This is a genomic window from Acinetobacter sp. 22512 (assembly GCF_052044755.1).
Lineage (GTDB): Bacteria > Pseudomonadota > Gammaproteobacteria > Pseudomonadales > Moraxellaceae > Acinetobacter > Acinetobacter pittii.
The window spans coordinates 178484-193053 of sequence record NZ_JBQENP010000001.1 but is presented as its reverse complement, the minus strand read 5'-3'; the positions used below and the strand labels follow the sequence as shown (position 1 = coordinate 193053).

Sequence of the window (14570 nt, the reverse complement as noted above, 5' to 3'; positions counted from 1 at the left end):
GATATTCAAAAAAAGACACCGCAATCTGCGGTGTCTTTTTTTCTTAAAAACTTTTATTTGTTAAAAAATTTGGCTTCTTCAGATTTTGGATACTGACTTAAAATTTTAGCTTTATATTGGTTTGCTGATACAGTGTTTTTATCAACATCTTTGGCAATACTGTAGAGTTGATAAAGCGCGCGAGGAGCTTTACTAGAATTTGGGTATTGCGTAGCGACTACATTATAGTTCTTTTTAGCTTCATTATAATTTACCGGATCAGTTGCTAAATTAAACTCGGCTAACCAAAAATAGGCATTGCCTGTATAAACGCTATTAGGATGATTTTTGATAAAGTTTTGCATTGGAGCAATCGCTTTTTTCGCTCCACCTTGTTTGTAGGCATCTAAAGCGACAGTATAAGCTGCTTTTTCAAGTTCTACAGGGTTCGATTGATTTTGCGTAGCAGGCGATGAAGCTGGTTGTGTTACTTGCGTTTGTGAAGGGGAAGTAACTTGACTTGCAGCAGTTGTAGTAGTACTAGCTGCTTTATTGTCGGTAGGAGGAGCTTCTGAGCTTCCGGTAGCTGTAGCATCACTATTTGCTGTATTGTCTGGTGCTGCACTTTCTGGATCTACTTTTTGATTTAGTAATTCCAAACGCTGGTCTAAATCAGTATAGCGATTAGATAAATCTTTTTTCAGTTGTTCAATATCATTCGATTGTTCTTCTAACTGTCCGCGTAAGGTACGTATATCATTTTCTAATTGTTGGTTTTTTTGCATCAATTCCCAATTTAAATTACTAGGGACTGAAGCGTTATTCGATGAAGTGTTAGTTGAACTACCACCACTTTGACTTAAACCGCGCGATTCAATTGGAATATTGGCATAGAGAGAAGTAGTGCTCATTAAGGCAATAAATAATAAAGAATGCTTCATCAATCGCATGAGTATAGGTCCATAATTTTATGTAAAAGCTAACTTGAGAAGGGAATATGTAAACTATTCACATTAGCTATCTAAGGTTTTAATTGATCATTGCAATTAAAACAGCTAACAATATAAATGCAAGAATAGTTTACAATCTTCAAGCATATTTTATTCAAAATAAGTATCAAGAAAGAATATAAGATAAGAGATTCTAGGAATTTATATGTTTTTGACGATGAATTAATCAATTGAAACATAAACTTGCTTAAAATTGAGAAGAAGGCTTGCAACTCTTTTAAAAATCTCTATACTCTGTTTTGCAATGGTAGCCCCGCTGGTGGCTTCGCAATTGTACTCTGTGAACCCCGCCAGGACCGGAAGGTAGCAACGGTAGCAGATCTATGATGTGCCGAAGTTTTGCTAGTGGGGTTACCACCATCTTCTAATCCGATCTCCGTTGGATTGCCTTCATAATTACATCTAAATCAAATCCTCTATATTGTAAAAACCTCATCTGTTTTGCTTTAAGTTTAGGATCTTTTTCTACTTCTTCACCAAACTTTTTCACTTTAAGTTGATAAGCCTGTTCCACCCAATCAATATTATGAATTTCATCTGCAATTAAATCATTTTCGATTTGTTTAGTTTTTAAAGCTTGTTTGATGCGTTTTGGCCCTTTGCCTTTACGAATTTGGCTAGCCAATGTTAGTTCTGCAACGCGTTGGTCACTTTGATAATTTTGCTCAGATAACTCTTCAACAAGTTGCTTAACCTCTTCAGGGTTTTGTGCATAACGATTCAATTTCTCGATAAGTTCTGCTTTCGAATAATCTCGACGAGTCAATAACGCAAAAGCATATGAGCGCAAACGTTGACCTGTTAGCAAAGCGCGTTGTTGGGGCTGTTCTTCTGTTCTTTTGAACATATTTAATATTTCCTTGTAAAAAACGCCCCGAAGGGCGTTTTAAGACTTATTAGCGGTAATTAAGACTCTAATAGAAGATCTTCTTCTTCATCTTCCACCTGTACAGCACCATTAGTACCCGTAGTTAGCAGTTGTTCACGGATAATCTTTTCAATTTCTCCAGCCATTTGAGGATTTTCTTCAAAGTGGCGGATAACATTGTTTTTACCTTGGCCAATTTTATTGCCTTGATATGAATACCAAGCGCCTGCTTTTTGCACGATATCTTGTTGTACAGCTAAATCTACAAGTTCGCCAAGCTGGTTTGTACCTTTACCGTATAAGATTTGGAAAATAGCTTCTTTAAAAGGAGGAGCCATTTTGTTTTTAACAACTTTAACTCGAGTTTCAGAGCCGATGATTTCATCACCTTCTTTGACCTGACCAATACGGCGGATATCTAAACGTACAGAAGCATAGAACTTCAATGCGTTACCACCAGTCGTAGTCTCAGGGCTACCAAACATTACACCAATTTTCATACGGATCTGGTTAATGAAAATAACCATACAGTTCGAGCGTTTAGCGTTACCCGTAATTTTACGTAATGCCTGACTCATTAAGCGAGCTTGTAAGCCCATGTGAGAGTCACCCATTTCGCCTTCAATTTCTGCTTTAGGAGTAAGAGCAGCCACTGAGTCGACAACGATTAAATCAATTGCACCAGAGCGAACTAGCATGTCTGCAATCTCAAGTGCTTGTTCACCGTTATCAGGTTGCGATACAAGTAGATTATCAATGTCCACACCGAGTTTACGTGCATATTGTGGATCTAATGCGTGTTCTGCATCGATAAATGCACAAGTACCACCAGCTTTTTGACATTGTGCAATCGCTTGGAGAGTCATTGTGGTTTTACCAGAAGATTCTGGACCATAAATCTCAACGATACGACCTTTCGGTAAACCGCCAATCCCCAATGCAATATCTAACGTCAAAGAACCTGTAGATACAGCTTCAACTGCTTGAACAGTGTTGTCACCGAGACGCATCACCGTATTTTTGCCAAATTGTTTCTCAATTTGACTTAGCGCGGCTTGTAATGCTTTGCTTTTATTCTCATCCATCTCAAAAACCTCAATACTCTAAGTTCATCACGTTTAACCCAAGTGGATGCATTGAATCTCAACTTGTTTCACAGGGCTAATAGTGACAGATTTTTTCTATAGCTTCTATGTGTTGTCTGTGTGTGTGCGACACAACTCGACGTTTTTATTCATCACCATACGACCAGTGTTGATCATTGTCCTGTTTAAACCGATTAATCTGTCTACGATCCTTTTTACTCGGTCTATGATCAGGTCGAGCAAGATTATGCAATTTTCGTTGGGATGCAATCAACTCCCGTCTAGCAATACTTACTTCTGTTTCTTCATAAAGTTGCTGGGCAACTGGTGCTGGACCACGTGTGTTCGAAAGCGCTTTTACGACAACGGTTTTTTTATCAAAACCTTGTTGAATAATCAGTTCCATTCCAACACGAATTTCTTTGGAAACTTTTACACGCTCATTATTGTGATGTACTTTACCTCCTTCGATTGCTGCTTTAGCAATTGAACGAGTTTTAAAAAAACGAGCAGCCCATAACCATTTGTCGATACGCATGGTCTCTACAGCATCGTTTTCAAGCGATTTTGACATCATTATCCTTTCTATCAATTTGATTCAATATAGACAGCAATTCTGTAAGTCGATCTAGCGCTTTATATTCTAAATCTTCATGCTTTCTTACATCCTTTAGAGTTGAGGGCTGCAAGATAGTAAACAAGTGCTTGATACCAAATTTTTCAGCTGTTTTTAGTACAGGAGCTGTATCATCAATAAAAATGGTTACGTCTGGGTCAAAAGGGTGTAATTTTTGGAGCTCTTGCCAAAAATGAATATCTTCTTTTGCATAACCAATTTGTTCACTCGATACGATTACGTCAAAGAAGTGTTTAATTGCAACATTATCGAGCTTTAACTGTAAGCTTGCATGATCGGCATTTGTAACTAACCAACAACTATATCCTTGCTTTTTCAGTTCCTGTAGAAGCTCAATACAACCAGACCGAGCTTGAATTTTTGTCTGAAATTCTTGCTGTAATTTGAGTACATCAACGCCTACAGTTTTGGTCCAATAAGCTGATGAATACCAAACAAGTGTATGCTTATGTGCTAGATAAAACTGATATAGTGCTTTTTGGCTCTGGGCGAGTGGAAGTTGATGTATCTCTGCGTGTCGCTTAGGAAGACATTCATTCCAGATGAAATCATCAAAAGCGAGATCTAATAGCGTACCATCCATGTCAAACATTACGATTTTAGACATATCTAAATATCTCCAAAATCATTTAAAGCAAATTTTTTAAGACACATCTACCATATATCCTTTTTAAAATCATTAATTAAAGAAACTTCGAGATATAAAATTAATTTAAAACTCCACCCATTAATTCTTTCAAAAGGTGTTTTGATTAATGTGATGGGTAAGGAGGATAAATGATTTGAAAATTATAGCGTGTAATTTTGCAAACAAAAAACAATAATAAATGCTTTTTAATAGAAAACTTTTCCTGTGTTTAAAGTAAAAATAGGCAGCCAAAGTTTTGCAATTAAGAAATCTTAAAAGTCATCTATATTTATGGTTAATTTTGCTTACATAGGATACGTATTGACATACATTTTATAAATTGAAGGATACTTGTTTAAAGTTATATTTAAAATTAACCCTAATAAGAATTTAGAGAAAGCAATGAAAATTGGATTTATTGGCGGAGCCAATGACGGTATTGTAATCAATGCTGCTGATGGCCTTGATACTTATAAGCTTGAATGGCATTACAAAGCAGAAAAGCACTGTGAAGCACAGCCAACCTTAGGTCTTAATGGGCCTGAGTATGATTACTACAACCTATTAATACTAAGAAAAAATAAAGAGGCTAAACTCTTTTATGTACTCACTACAATGGGAAAAGATGATATCGCGAGTAAAATCCATGAGTATTGGGAGTGCTCTACATCTGTTGGCTATGATTTCGATGATTAAGAAAATTTTTATTAATAATTTAAAATTTTGACTTTAATCAAAAAATAAATGAAGAGCTCGTAATTTCATATAACACATGTGCTTTTAGTTGGTGATGGAGAGGAACCTTGGGATGATCAAAGTTTTTAACTTTGTGCATTCCAAGTCTTTCCATGACGGCTTGAGAGGGTATATTTATGTTAGCGGTAAATGAAACGATCTTATCTAAATTCAGTACATTAAAACCATAGTCTAAAGCCGCTTTTGCTCCTTCAGTTGCATAACCTTGTTTCCAGAATTCTTTTGCAAGTCGCCACCCGATTTCCACACAAGGAGAAAAGTCAAATTGTTCAGGTTGGCTATGTAAACCAATAAACCCGATAAATTGATGGGTTTCTTTTAATTCTACTGCCCAGAAGCCCCAACCATTTTCATTAATTAGAGATGAAATTTTTTGGATTAAATTAAGGCTTTCTTGGGGTGTTAATAGAGTTGGGAAAAATTGCATAACATCTTGATCCAAGCCCATTGTTATAAAAGGCTCAACATCACTTTCTTTCCATTGTCTTAAAATTAAACGTTTTGTTTCGATCATGAGATGTCTCTTTAATAAAAATAAGGGATTAAAGTGGTTTTTGCACAATCTTTTGTAAAATGATCTTGGAATTGATGCTCACTACACCTTTTATTTTATTTAAGGTATTAATGACGAAATGAGAAAAAGAACTCAAATCTTTGGTCGCAACGTGTAAAACATAATTAGATTCGCCAGTAATAATATATGCATTAATGACTTCATCAAAATTTTTGATCTGACTTAAAAAGAAGTTGTGATCATTTTCTGTGAGTTGGGCAAGCTTTATTTCGACAATTGCCTCAATTTTTATACCTAGTTTTTCATAATTAACTTTCGCTTGATATTTTTCAATTACACCATTGCTTTCTAAAATTTTAACTCGCCGATGACAAGCTGAAGCCGAAAGGTTAACGAGATCGGCCAGTTCTTGGTTACTTAACCGAGCATTATCTTGTAAATATTTTAAAATTTTAAGATCAATTGCATCTACATTCATTTTCGAATTTCATCCATGTTTTTTAATTTTAATTCGAATTTTATACGAAAATAGCAAATTTTAATCAAATATTATCGAATAAATCGAAAGAATTGGCGTGATAAAATTCAAATACAAAGGAAATGTTGAAAATAGGTGAAATAACAAATGATTACTCACGAACAATGCTGCTATTGGGATCAGGAAGATGAACTCAAAAAGTTTAAAGATGAATTTGCACTGCCAGAAAATATCATTTATTTAGACGGGAATTCTTTAGGCGCAAGACCAAAAAAATCATTAGAGGTTGCTCAGCATATTATTGCAAAAGAGTGGGGTGAGGACCTCATTAATAGTTGGAATAAAGCCGATTGGTGGGGACTACCGACTAGACTCGGAGATAAAGTCGCGCAGCTTATCGGTGCTGAAAAAGGTGAAGTGGTTATTTCAGACTCAACGACCCTAAATCTATTCAAAGTTTTATCAGCAGCGGTAAAAATTCAAGCTGAAAAATTTCCGGAACGTAAAATTATTGTTGCAGAAAAAGATGCCTTTCCAACCGATATTTATATTATTGAAGGCTTTATCGATTTGATTCATCAGGGTTATCAAGTTGAATTGATTGATGGCACCGATGATTTATCTCGTGTTTTAGCAAAAGATGTGGCGGTTGTTGTTCTTTCTCATGTGAATTATCGGACTGGATATTTCTATGATATGGAATCTATTAATCAACAAATTCACGCTAAAGATGCTTTGATTATTTGGGATTTATGTCACTCGGTTGGTGCGGTGCCTATGGATCTTAATCAGAGCAATAGTGATTTTGCGATTGGTTGTACTTATAAATATTTAAATGGTGGCCCAGGTTCTCCAGCGTTGTTATGGGTAAATCGAAAGCATCGTGATCAGTTCTGGCAACCTCTCTCAGGCTGGTGGAGCCACAAGAAACCTTTTGATATGGCTCAGCACTATGAACCAGCTAACAGTATTCGCCGTTACTTGTGCGGAACTCAACCCATCATTTCTATGAGTCTAATTGAATGTGGTATCGATATTTTCTTACAAGCTGATATGCAACAAATACGCGTGAAATCACTCAAATTAACTGATTTGTTTATTCAACTTGTTCAACAAGAGTGTGCCCAGTTTGGTTTTGAGCTGATTACACCTTTAAATCATAAATATCGTGGCAGTCATGTCAGTTATAGGCATGAGTTCGGTTATGAAATTATTCAAGCTCTCATTGCTCGTGGGGTAATTGGGGATTATCGAGAGCCGGAAGTATTACGTTTTGGAATTACACCTTTATATCTAGGATTTGAAGATATTTGGAATGCCGTACAACAACTTAAGCAAATTATGCTGAATAGTGAATGGAAAAATGAACGTTATCTGGTGCGCAGTGAAGTGACCTGATCGTTAGAGATCAACATTAGAAAAATGGCTAGGAGGGCCTATGAGCAGTTTTGATGAAATACAAAATCGAGAAGCGGGTTTACATAAAAAATTATCCGCAAAACAGATGGGAATGATTGCAATTGGTGGAGCGATTGGTACAGGGCTGTTCATGGGAAGCAAGTTCGCAATTAGCTTTGCTGGCCCAGCCGTCATTGTGAGTTATGCCATTGGAGGCTTAATCGCATTTGCTATTATGGCTTGTTTGGCTGAGATGACAGTCCAGCACCCTACGTCAGGCTCATTTGGGGCATATGCTGAGCATTATGTAAGTCCGCTTGCTGGGTTTTTAGTCCGTTATTGTTATTGGGCATGTATTGTATTAGCGGTCGGTACAGAAATTACAGCAGTTGCAGACTATATGAAATTATGGTTTCCAGATGTCGGTTCCTGGGTCTGGATTGCGTTTTTTTCGCTAACCTTACTTGTGGTTAATGCATATAGTGTTAAAGCATTTGGGTTGGTTGAATATTGGTTTTCGACCATAAAAGTCTTTGCAATTATTGTATTTATTCTTTTAGCAATTGGTATTTTGACTCAAGGTCATGGAGGAACAGCTCAGGTTGTCTCTAATCTAAATGATCATGGGGGCTTTTTTCCTCATGGTTTTAGTGGAGTCTGGATTGGAGTAATCATTTCAATATTTAGTTATTTAAGTATTGAAATGATCGCTGTTGCAGCAGGTGAGGCTAAAGATCCAGAAAGAGCTGTTAAGAAAGCTTTTAAAAGTACGGCAATTCGCTTAATCCTATTTTATTTGCTGTCTTTATTTCTCATTGTGGCCCTTGTTCCTTGGATAACCTTAATTGGAGCTGACGCAACCAGCCCTTTTGTGATGGTAATGAAAATTGTAGGTATTCCATATGCGGACAGTATTTTAAATTTTATTGTAATTGTCGCGGCCTTATCCGCCATGAATAGTATGTTGTATATCTCGACACGTATGCTATTTAGCTTGTCACGCGCAGGTGATGCACCGAAACTATTTGGTCGTATTAGCCATAATGGCGTACCAATTAACGCGTTGCTATTATCAGCAGTGGGTATTGGAGTTGCGAGTATTATTTATACCATTAATCCGAACTCGGCATTCCCGATCATGATTGCTTTATCTATGTTCGGTGCACTGTTCACTTGGGGCAGTATTTTTGTTACCCATATGTTTTTTAGAAGGAATATGGCGCGAAAAGGAGAACAGTTAAAATTTAAAGTTCCAGCGAGTCAGTTAATCTCCTTGTTAGGATTAATCGCAATTTTAAGTATTACGATCACAACGTGGTTTACCAATGAATTCAAGTCAACTTTACAGTTTGGAGTCCCATTAGTTGTTGTTCTTACATTTTTCTATTATTTAAAACGTTCATCAGCCAAGCTTGCTTTAAATAGTCATGAAGAATCTTTGAAGTGAGACACCTATGCGACCATATGATAATTCTAGAACCGTAGCGAATGAACATGAAATATTGGCAGAATTTAAAAGAACAAGCTTGTTGAGCTATCAAAAATTTACCCATATTGCAGATATCCAATATGGTACGCACTCACGGTCAACTTTAGATTTTTTCCCATTAGAGCAAGCCAAAAAGACTGTTATTTTTATTCATGGTGGATATTGGCAATGGTGTGATAAATCAGATTTTGCATTCATCGTACCGTATGTTCTAGCAAAAGGAGTCCAGTGCGTTCTTTTAGAATATGATCTGGCCCCACAAAGCAAAATTTCAGATATTGCTTCTCAAATTAATCAAGCTCTCGATTTTATTCGAGAACAAGACTGTAAAACTAATGAGGTAGTTTTGGTTGGGCATTCGGCAGGGGCGCATCTGGCTGCTTTGTCATTAGGCCATCCACTCATATCTGAGATGGTTTTGTTAAGTGGAATTTATGATCTGGAACCTATACAAAGTACACATTTAAATCATGCTCTCAATCTTTCAAGCGAAGATATCTTAAAATACAGCCCTGTTCATCAGTCAAAACGAATTACTACTCCATGTTCAATTTTCTGTGGTGAACTCGAACTTGATGAGTTGAAATGGCAAAGCCAAAATTATTTTGAAATGAAGAAAAGGCAAGATCAGGATTTTGTTTCTTTCAAGCTTATTGCTAAAATTAACCATTATTCTATTTTAAATCATTACTTTAATAATATTTTAATTTAAGTGTTTGAAATAGAATGTAATTGAGTAAAGAAAAACAGATTAAACTTATTAGAAGATAAAATGTGAGATAAATCACAACTCAACCTAATTTTTATAAAAATTAAGTATCGTTATTGACCTGACTATAGAACTTAATTAGATTAAAAAGATAGTGCTTTCTCACTAAGCGGCAAAATGTTTAGCTGTTGTTTAGTTGAGTTTCAAGTCCGTAGCTTCCCAAGATGCGGACTTTTTTATTTGATTTTTAAAAACAATAAGATAAATCGAATTTTGTTCTTGGATATGGCGGTAATATCTATTTAATGATTAATATGAGTTAATCACATAGCCCTCTGCCAAATAAGAAACAAACTAGTATTTGCTTTTCATTATTTAACTGGAATTATCATTTAATTAATAGATTATATAAAATATATTTTACCAAACTAACAAAGTGTGAGATTACACTCGGAACTTCATGAGTTTGTCATATAGGTTAGATAAATTAAAAACAGAAAAATAAAAGAGAGAAGGCTATAGCACATAATTTAATAATATATTGCATCTGTAAATAAATGGTTTAGTCGGCTCTTATGAGTTGGCTTTTTTATTTTTAAAGGAGTGTTAATGAAAGTACAGTATTTTGAAGGAGGCATGTATAAACATATGTGTCCTGCTTGCGGATATCTTCATTATATTCCTGTACATTATCCTTTCTCTAACGGCAACCAATGGTTTTTTAATGGTAACTTGGAAAAACCGACATTTGATCCCATCATAAGTATAAATGAATATTGTAATTACTTTATTAAAGATGGCTTTATCGAATATAGCGTTAATTGTAGGCATCATTTAGCTGGTTGTAAGGTTGAACTGCCAGAACTAAAATTAAAAAGCTATAGAATATAATTGATTTTAGTATTTATTAATTATAACCATTTAAAAAACATTATATTCATTAATTATCACATATTTTTGCAATATATCTTTACATATTTGATACTGAACACCTATAGTTTAAAAAATTGTAAATCTCTTTTAGTTGAAGGCTATATTGTAATTTGCAAGAATTTTCATAACTCACTGTTTTATATTTTTATTTATGGATATCTGGAAATTTTTAAAAAGCTTTAATACAACTGGAACATATCTCATTATTTCTACATTTATATTATTTTTAATGATTATATATTTTTACATTATACATCCCACCTAAACTAAATTATAAATAAAGTAAGATAATTATTTATTCTAAAATGTTTGATGTATTGGTTTATTTGAATTGGTTCTCAATTTTAAATGAAAAAAGATAATAGCATTGTATAGGTCCAAGTTTTATGAAAACATGATGTGGTTATAATATATGGAGAATATAATAAAAATTCCTTTCTAAAGATGTTAATCCCTAAATATAAAGACTGTACTGATCATAACAATGATGTCTAAAGTAAAAAATATGGAGATTTTCTATGAAGTTTTGCCAAGTTTCGACTTTTCTTTTAGCAATAGCGCTGAGTCATTTAACCTATGCTGCACCTGCTACAACAAATTCTGTATTAGGCTCATCTGAAGCAAAAGGAATTATTAAAAATCAATATATTGTTATTCTTAATAAGGATGTGGGTTCTTCTAACGAGTTTGCACAAGGTATTGCTAAACAACATGGTGGGAAGGTATTACAGACCTATGATGCTGTACTTAAAGGATTTGCAATTTATTTACCCGATGTTGCCGGTACTGCTTTTGTTGAAGCAATGAAAAAAAATCCGAAAGTCGTTTCTATTGAAAATGACACAATCATGAAAGTCGATGCGACTACGCAAAGTAACCCAGATTGGGGACTAGATCGTATTGACCAAAGAAACTTACCTCTAGATTCAGCCTATTCGTACTTACAAACAGGTTCAGGCACAACCGCTTATATTGTTGATACAGGAATATTGTCTACACATCAACAGTTCTCTGGACGGGTATTAAGTGGCTATACCGCGATATCTGATGGTAATGGAACAAGTGACTGTCATGGTCATGGTACCCATGTGGCAGGAACAGTTGGTGGTAGTACCTATGGGGTTGCCAAGAATGTAAGCTTAGTGCCTATTCGGATTTTAGGATGTGATGGTTCTGGTGCTTCGAGTAATGTGATTGCTGGTTTAGATTGGATATTAAAAAATGGTAAAAAGCCAGCTGTAGTGAATATATCTTTAGGTGGTGAAGCAAACGCATCTTTAGATAGTGCAGTAGAAAACTTATTTAATAATGGCTATGTAATGGTTGTGGCTGCAGGAAACTCGAATACAGATGCATGTAGTTCTTCTCCTGCCAGAGTAAGTAAGGCAATTACTGTCGCTGCTACAGATAATACTGATACACGAGCGAGTTATTCTAATTATGGAAGCTGCGTTGATATTTTTGCGCCAGGAAGCCAGATCAATTCTTCATGGATTGGGAGCAATACAGCAACTAAAGTTTTAAATGGAACTTCAATGGCTACTCCACATGTTGTTGGAGTCGTAGCTGAAATGTTGCAAAGTACACCTACAGCAACACCTCAGACAATCTCAACTAATCTGTTAAATCAAGCAAGTAGTAATGTGGTAAAAAATCCTTCTGGTAGCCCAAATCGATTGTTATATAAATCACCTTAATAAGAAGTATGTCTTGAAATTGGAAAAGGTCCCGAAGGACCTTTTTTTAGATTTTTGCATGAGTACCGTATTTATCAATCATGATTGAGCTGGCTTCATTTAAACCGCGAACCGTTACCTGAATACCGTTCTTTTGAAATTTATTCACAACAGAATCTAACATGGCAACTGAGGTCACATCCCAAATATGAGAATGGGTGAGATCAATAATGACTTCTTTAACATCTTCTTTAAAGTTAAAACCTTGCATAAATTTTTCAGATGAACTAAAAAATATTTGACCTTTTAATTCATATAGACGAGCTTGATTTTCGAATGAAGTTTCTATACGAATATCATTTTCAAGTTTATTTGCTAAGAAAAGTGCTGAAAGTAATACCCCAGTTAATACACCTAACGCTAAGTTATGGGTAGCAACTACTACAATAACGGTTGCGATCATAACGACATTACTACTTTTAGGATTATTTTTAAATTGAGTCAGTGAACTCCACTCAAAAGTACTAATTGATACCATAATCATGACGGCAACCAGAGCGGCCATGGGAATAACCTTTAACCAGTCACTTAAAAATACAACGAGAATAAGTAAGAATATACCTGCGCAAAAAGTGGATAAGCGTGTGCGACCACCCGATTTTACATTAATCATTGATTGACCAATCATGGCACAACCCGCCATACCTCCCATAAAACCTGAAGCGATATTTGCAATGCCTTGACCTTTACATTCTTGAAATTTATCACTAGATGTATCTGTCATTTCATCAACGATTGTTGCAGTCATCATTGATTCAAGTAAGCCAACCGCGGCAAGGGCTAAAGAATATGGAAGAATAATAAGGAGGGTTTCTAAATTTAAAGGAATATTCGGAATTAGAAATATCGGCAAAGTGTCTGGTAATGAGCCCATATCACCAACCGTTCGAACGTCAAATCCTAAAAAAATAGCGAGTAATGTGACTACTACAATACAAATAAGAGGTGAGGGAAAGAACTTTCCAATTTTTGGAATATAGGGGAAAAGGTAAATAATTCCTAAACCAATTGCTACTAGTAAGTAGACATGCCATGTCACATTTACCAATTCTGGTAATTGAGCCATAAAGATGAGTATGGCGAGGGCATTAACGAATCCAATAACCACCGATTTAGAAACAAAACGCATGAGTTTGGCAAGTTTAAAATATCCGGCCAAAATCTGTATGACGCCAGTTAATACTGTCGCAGCGAATAAGTATTGAAGCCCGTGTTCCTTTACTAGCGTTGTCATAACCAAAGCCATGGCACCCGTAGCTGCCGAAATCATAGCTGGACGACCGCCTACGAAAGAAATAATAACGGCAATACAAAAGGATGCATATAAACCGACTTTGGGATCTACACCCGCAATAATTGAAAATGCAATTGCTTCTGGAATTAAAGCAAGACCGACAACGAGACCAGAAAGAATATCTGCGCGGACATTAGAGAACCATTGTTCTCGGACATTCGATAACATGAGAAATAGCCTAAGTTTTAAAATTTTGAAAAGGCTAGTGATGTGATATACCAACACAAGCGACTACACCACATCACTAAACAGTGATGAGTTATTTACAAGGGATAGGGGTAAATAAACTTAAGGTGGCGTAAGTGTCATAGGTATAGAGATTTGAGGCATTTAAAAGTGCCCGAAGAATAGCATAAGTTTTTAAGGCTGACTAACCTAAGTCGACTAAACCGATTTAATCATAATTTTTCATTTCAGCTTTTGGCATTGAGGCAAATTCATTCGCAGGCATATCTAAGAAAAAGTCTTTTGCTTCAGAATGAGTACAGTTGAGCCAATCATTTCTAAGATTATCAGGTATCACAATAACCGAACGTTTTTCATCATCAGGTTTGTGAAATTGTTTCATGAAAGGGTGATGATCAGCATTAATTGTTAATAGCGACATTGATCTAACTTTCTGTTCATCTATAAGTGTTTCTTCATAGATTGCAGCAAGGGTAAAAGGTTGCCCATCTTGACGGAAAATACCATACCAATGTGCTTTCCCATTGATATATTTAGGTTCATAAATAGCTTCAACAGGAATAAGCGCAAATTGATCATTTAACCAAGCATGTTTAAAAGAGCGCTTTTGTTCTACTGTCTCTGTTCTGGCATTATAAGTTGCATATTTGAATGCGATTTCTTTGGCATAAGGGGGAAGCATTCCAAATTTAGCTTTTCGCCACTCAAGCTCATTTTGATGAGATAAAATAAGTGGACAATCATCACTTGGGAAAATATCCATCTTATATTCAAAAGTGGGTTCAAATAACTCTAATTGATTGGCATGTATTTTCTTAATAGGTTTAAAGTTTGCACACATAAGACACCTTCGTTGTAAAAATAGCTCTC

General features: G+C 35.5%; 15 protein-coding genes and 1 other RNA gene. 7 read left to right on the top strand and 9 right to left on the bottom strand.

Annotated features, from left to right (window positions below):
- Positions 1-53: 53 nt before the first annotated feature.
- Complete coding sequence (locus ACTJJG_RS00950) at positions 54-929, bottom strand: YbgF trimerization domain-containing protein (RefSeq protein ID WP_005068911.1); 876 nt, start codon at positions 927-929, stop codon at positions 54-56.
- A gap of 314 nt (positions 930-1243) precedes the next feature.
- On the opposite strand from ACTJJG_RS00950, the gene ffs reads away from it, so the two are divergent.
- Positions 1244-1340: signal recognition particle sRNA small type (ffs, locus tag ACTJJG_RS00945), an RNA gene on the top strand.
- Positions 1341-1353: 13 nt separating this feature from the next.
- On the opposite strand, the gene ACTJJG_RS00940 is transcribed toward ffs, so the two are convergent.
- From ACTJJG_RS00940 to ACTJJG_RS00925, 4 genes are all read right to left on the bottom strand, one after another.
- Entirely contained in the window at positions 1354-1836 is a 483-nt protein-coding gene (locus ACTJJG_RS00940) for a regulatory protein RecX (protein ID WP_005068912.1), read from the bottom strand.
- A 59-nt stretch (positions 1837-1895) separates the two neighbouring features.
- Entirely contained in the window at positions 1896-2942 is a 1047-nt protein-coding gene (gene recA / locus ACTJJG_RS00935; RefSeq protein WP_002115680.1) for a recombinase RecA, read from the bottom strand.
- 145 nt (positions 2943-3087) lie between these two features.
- Positions 3088-3516, bottom strand: coding sequence for an RNA-binding S4 domain-containing protein (locus ACTJJG_RS00930; protein WP_005068915.1), 429 nt, complete (start codon positions 3514-3516; stop codon positions 3088-3090).
- The gene (locus tag ACTJJG_RS00925) at positions 3500-4186 is read right to left on the bottom strand and encodes an HAD-IA family hydrolase (RefSeq protein ID WP_032062771.1); all 687 of its coding nucleotides are present in this window, start codon (positions 4184-4186) and stop codon (positions 3500-3502) included. The genes ACTJJG_RS00930 and ACTJJG_RS00925 overlap by 17 nt, the downstream gene beginning before the upstream one ends.
- A 423-nt stretch (positions 4187-4609) precedes the next feature.
- Here ACTJJG_RS00925 and ACTJJG_RS00920 point away from each other — a divergent pair, with 423 nt between their 5' ends.
- Positions 4610-4903 carry a hypothetical protein gene (locus ACTJJG_RS00920; RefSeq protein WP_023187860.1) on the top strand — a complete coding sequence of 98 codons (294 nt, stop codon included), beginning with the start codon at positions 4610-4612 and terminating at the stop codon, positions 4901-4903.
- A gap of 37 nt (positions 4904-4940) precedes the next feature.
- Here ACTJJG_RS00920 and ACTJJG_RS00915 read toward each other — a convergent pair whose 3' ends face one another.
- The gene (locus ACTJJG_RS00915; RefSeq protein WP_005068924.1) at positions 4941-5477 is read right to left on the bottom strand and encodes a GNAT family N-acetyltransferase; all 537 of its coding nucleotides are present in this window, start codon (positions 5475-5477) and stop codon (positions 4941-4943) included.
- 28 nt (positions 5478-5505) lie between these two features.
- Positions 5506-5955 carry an Lrp/AsnC family transcriptional regulator GigD gene (gene gigD, locus ACTJJG_RS00910; protein ID WP_004791887.1) on the bottom strand — a complete coding sequence of 150 codons (450 nt, stop codon included), beginning with the start codon at positions 5953-5955 and terminating at the stop codon, positions 5506-5508.
- A gap of 147 nt (positions 5956-6102) precedes the next feature.
- On the opposite strand from gigD, the gene kynU reads away from it, so the two are divergent.
- The 5 genes from kynU to ACTJJG_RS00885 all read left to right on the top strand — a co-directional run bounded on the left by kynU (position 6103) and on the right by ACTJJG_RS00885 (position 12181).
- A complete protein-coding gene (gene kynU, locus ACTJJG_RS00905) occupies positions 6103-7353 on the top strand; it encodes a kynureninase (RefSeq protein ID WP_032070666.1) in 1251 nt (416 codons plus the stop codon).
- A 40-nt stretch (positions 7354-7393) separates the two neighbouring features.
- Positions 7394-8800, top strand: a complete 1407-nt coding sequence (locus tag ACTJJG_RS00900; protein WP_032055923.1) for an amino acid permease — start codon at positions 7394-7396, stop codon at positions 8798-8800.
- A gap of 7 nt (positions 8801-8807) precedes the next feature.
- Complete coding sequence (locus ACTJJG_RS00895) at positions 8808-9554, top strand: alpha/beta hydrolase (RefSeq protein ID WP_069119866.1); 747 nt, start codon at positions 8808-8810, stop codon at positions 9552-9554.
- 606 nt (positions 9555-10160) lie between these two features.
- Positions 10161-10442, top strand: a complete 282-nt coding sequence (locus tag ACTJJG_RS00890; protein ID WP_032055927.1) for a DUF6527 family protein — start codon at positions 10161-10163, stop codon at positions 10440-10442.
- Between the two features lie 560 nt (positions 10443-11002).
- Positions 11003-12181, top strand: a complete 1179-nt coding sequence (locus ACTJJG_RS00885; protein ID WP_032055929.1) for a S8 family peptidase — start codon at positions 11003-11005, stop codon at positions 12179-12181.
- A 46-nt stretch (positions 12182-12227) separates the two neighbouring features.
- Here the strand turns inward: ACTJJG_RS00885 and ACTJJG_RS00880 are convergent, their stop codons facing one another.
- Positions 12228-13682 (bottom strand): SulP family inorganic anion transporter, encoded by a 1455-nt coding sequence (locus ACTJJG_RS00880; RefSeq protein ID WP_032055931.1) that lies wholly within the window; start codon positions 13680-13682, stop codon positions 12228-12230.
- 226 nt (positions 13683-13908) lie between these two features.
- Entirely contained in the window at positions 13909-14541 is a 633-nt protein-coding gene (locus tag ACTJJG_RS00875; protein WP_017386009.1) for an SOS response-associated peptidase family protein, read from the bottom strand.
- Positions 14542-14570: the final 29 nt, after the last annotated feature.

Coding starts and splice junctions, on each gene's coding strand:
- ACTJJG_RS00915 (WP_005068924.1), bottom strand. CDS start 5,477: ATGATCGAAACAAAACGTTTAATTTTAAGACAATGGAAAGAAAGTGAT.
- ACTJJG_RS00940 (WP_005068912.1), bottom strand. CDS start 1,836: ATGTTCAAAAGAACAGAAGAACAGCCCCAACAACGCGCTTTGCTAACA.
- ACTJJG_RS00920 (WP_023187860.1), top strand. CDS start 4,610: ATGAAAATTGGATTTATTGGCGGAGCCAATGACGGTATTGTAATCAAT.
- ACTJJG_RS00925 (WP_032062771.1), bottom strand. CDS start 4,186: ATGTCTAAAATCGTAATGTTTGACATGGATGGTACGCTATTAGATCTC.
- ACTJJG_RS00890 (WP_032055927.1), top strand. CDS start 10,161: ATGAAAGTACAGTATTTTGAAGGAGGCATGTATAAACATATGTGTCCT.
- ACTJJG_RS00930 (WP_005068915.1), bottom strand. CDS start 3,516: ATGTCAAAATCGCTTGAAAACGATGCTGTAGAGACCATGCGTATCGAC.
- ACTJJG_RS00900 (WP_032055923.1), top strand. CDS start 7,394: ATGAGCAGTTTTGATGAAATACAAAATCGAGAAGCGGGTTTACATAAA.
- gigD (WP_004791887.1), bottom strand. CDS start 5,955: ATGAATGTAGATGCAATTGATCTTAAAATTTTAAAATATTTACAAGAT.
- ACTJJG_RS00880 (WP_032055931.1), bottom strand. CDS start 13,682: ATGTTATCGAATGTCCGAGAACAATGGTTCTCTAATGTCCGCGCAGAT.
- ACTJJG_RS00875 (WP_017386009.1), bottom strand. CDS start 14,541: ATGTGTGCAAACTTTAAACCTATTAAGAAAATACATGCCAATCAATTA.
- recA (WP_002115680.1), bottom strand. CDS start 2,942: ATGGATGAGAATAAAAGCAAAGCATTACAAGCCGCGCTAAGTCAAATT.
- ACTJJG_RS00885 (WP_032055929.1), top strand. CDS start 11,003: ATGAAGTTTTGCCAAGTTTCGACTTTTCTTTTAGCAATAGCGCTGAGT.
- kynU (WP_032070666.1), top strand. CDS start 6,103: ATGATTACTCACGAACAATGCTGCTATTGGGATCAGGAAGATGAACTC.
- ACTJJG_RS00895 (WP_069119866.1), top strand. CDS start 8,808: ATGCGACCATATGATAATTCTAGAACCGTAGCGAATGAACATGAAATA.
- ACTJJG_RS00950 (WP_005068911.1), bottom strand. CDS start 929: ATGCGATTGATGAAGCATTCTTTATTATTTATTGCCTTAATGAGCACT.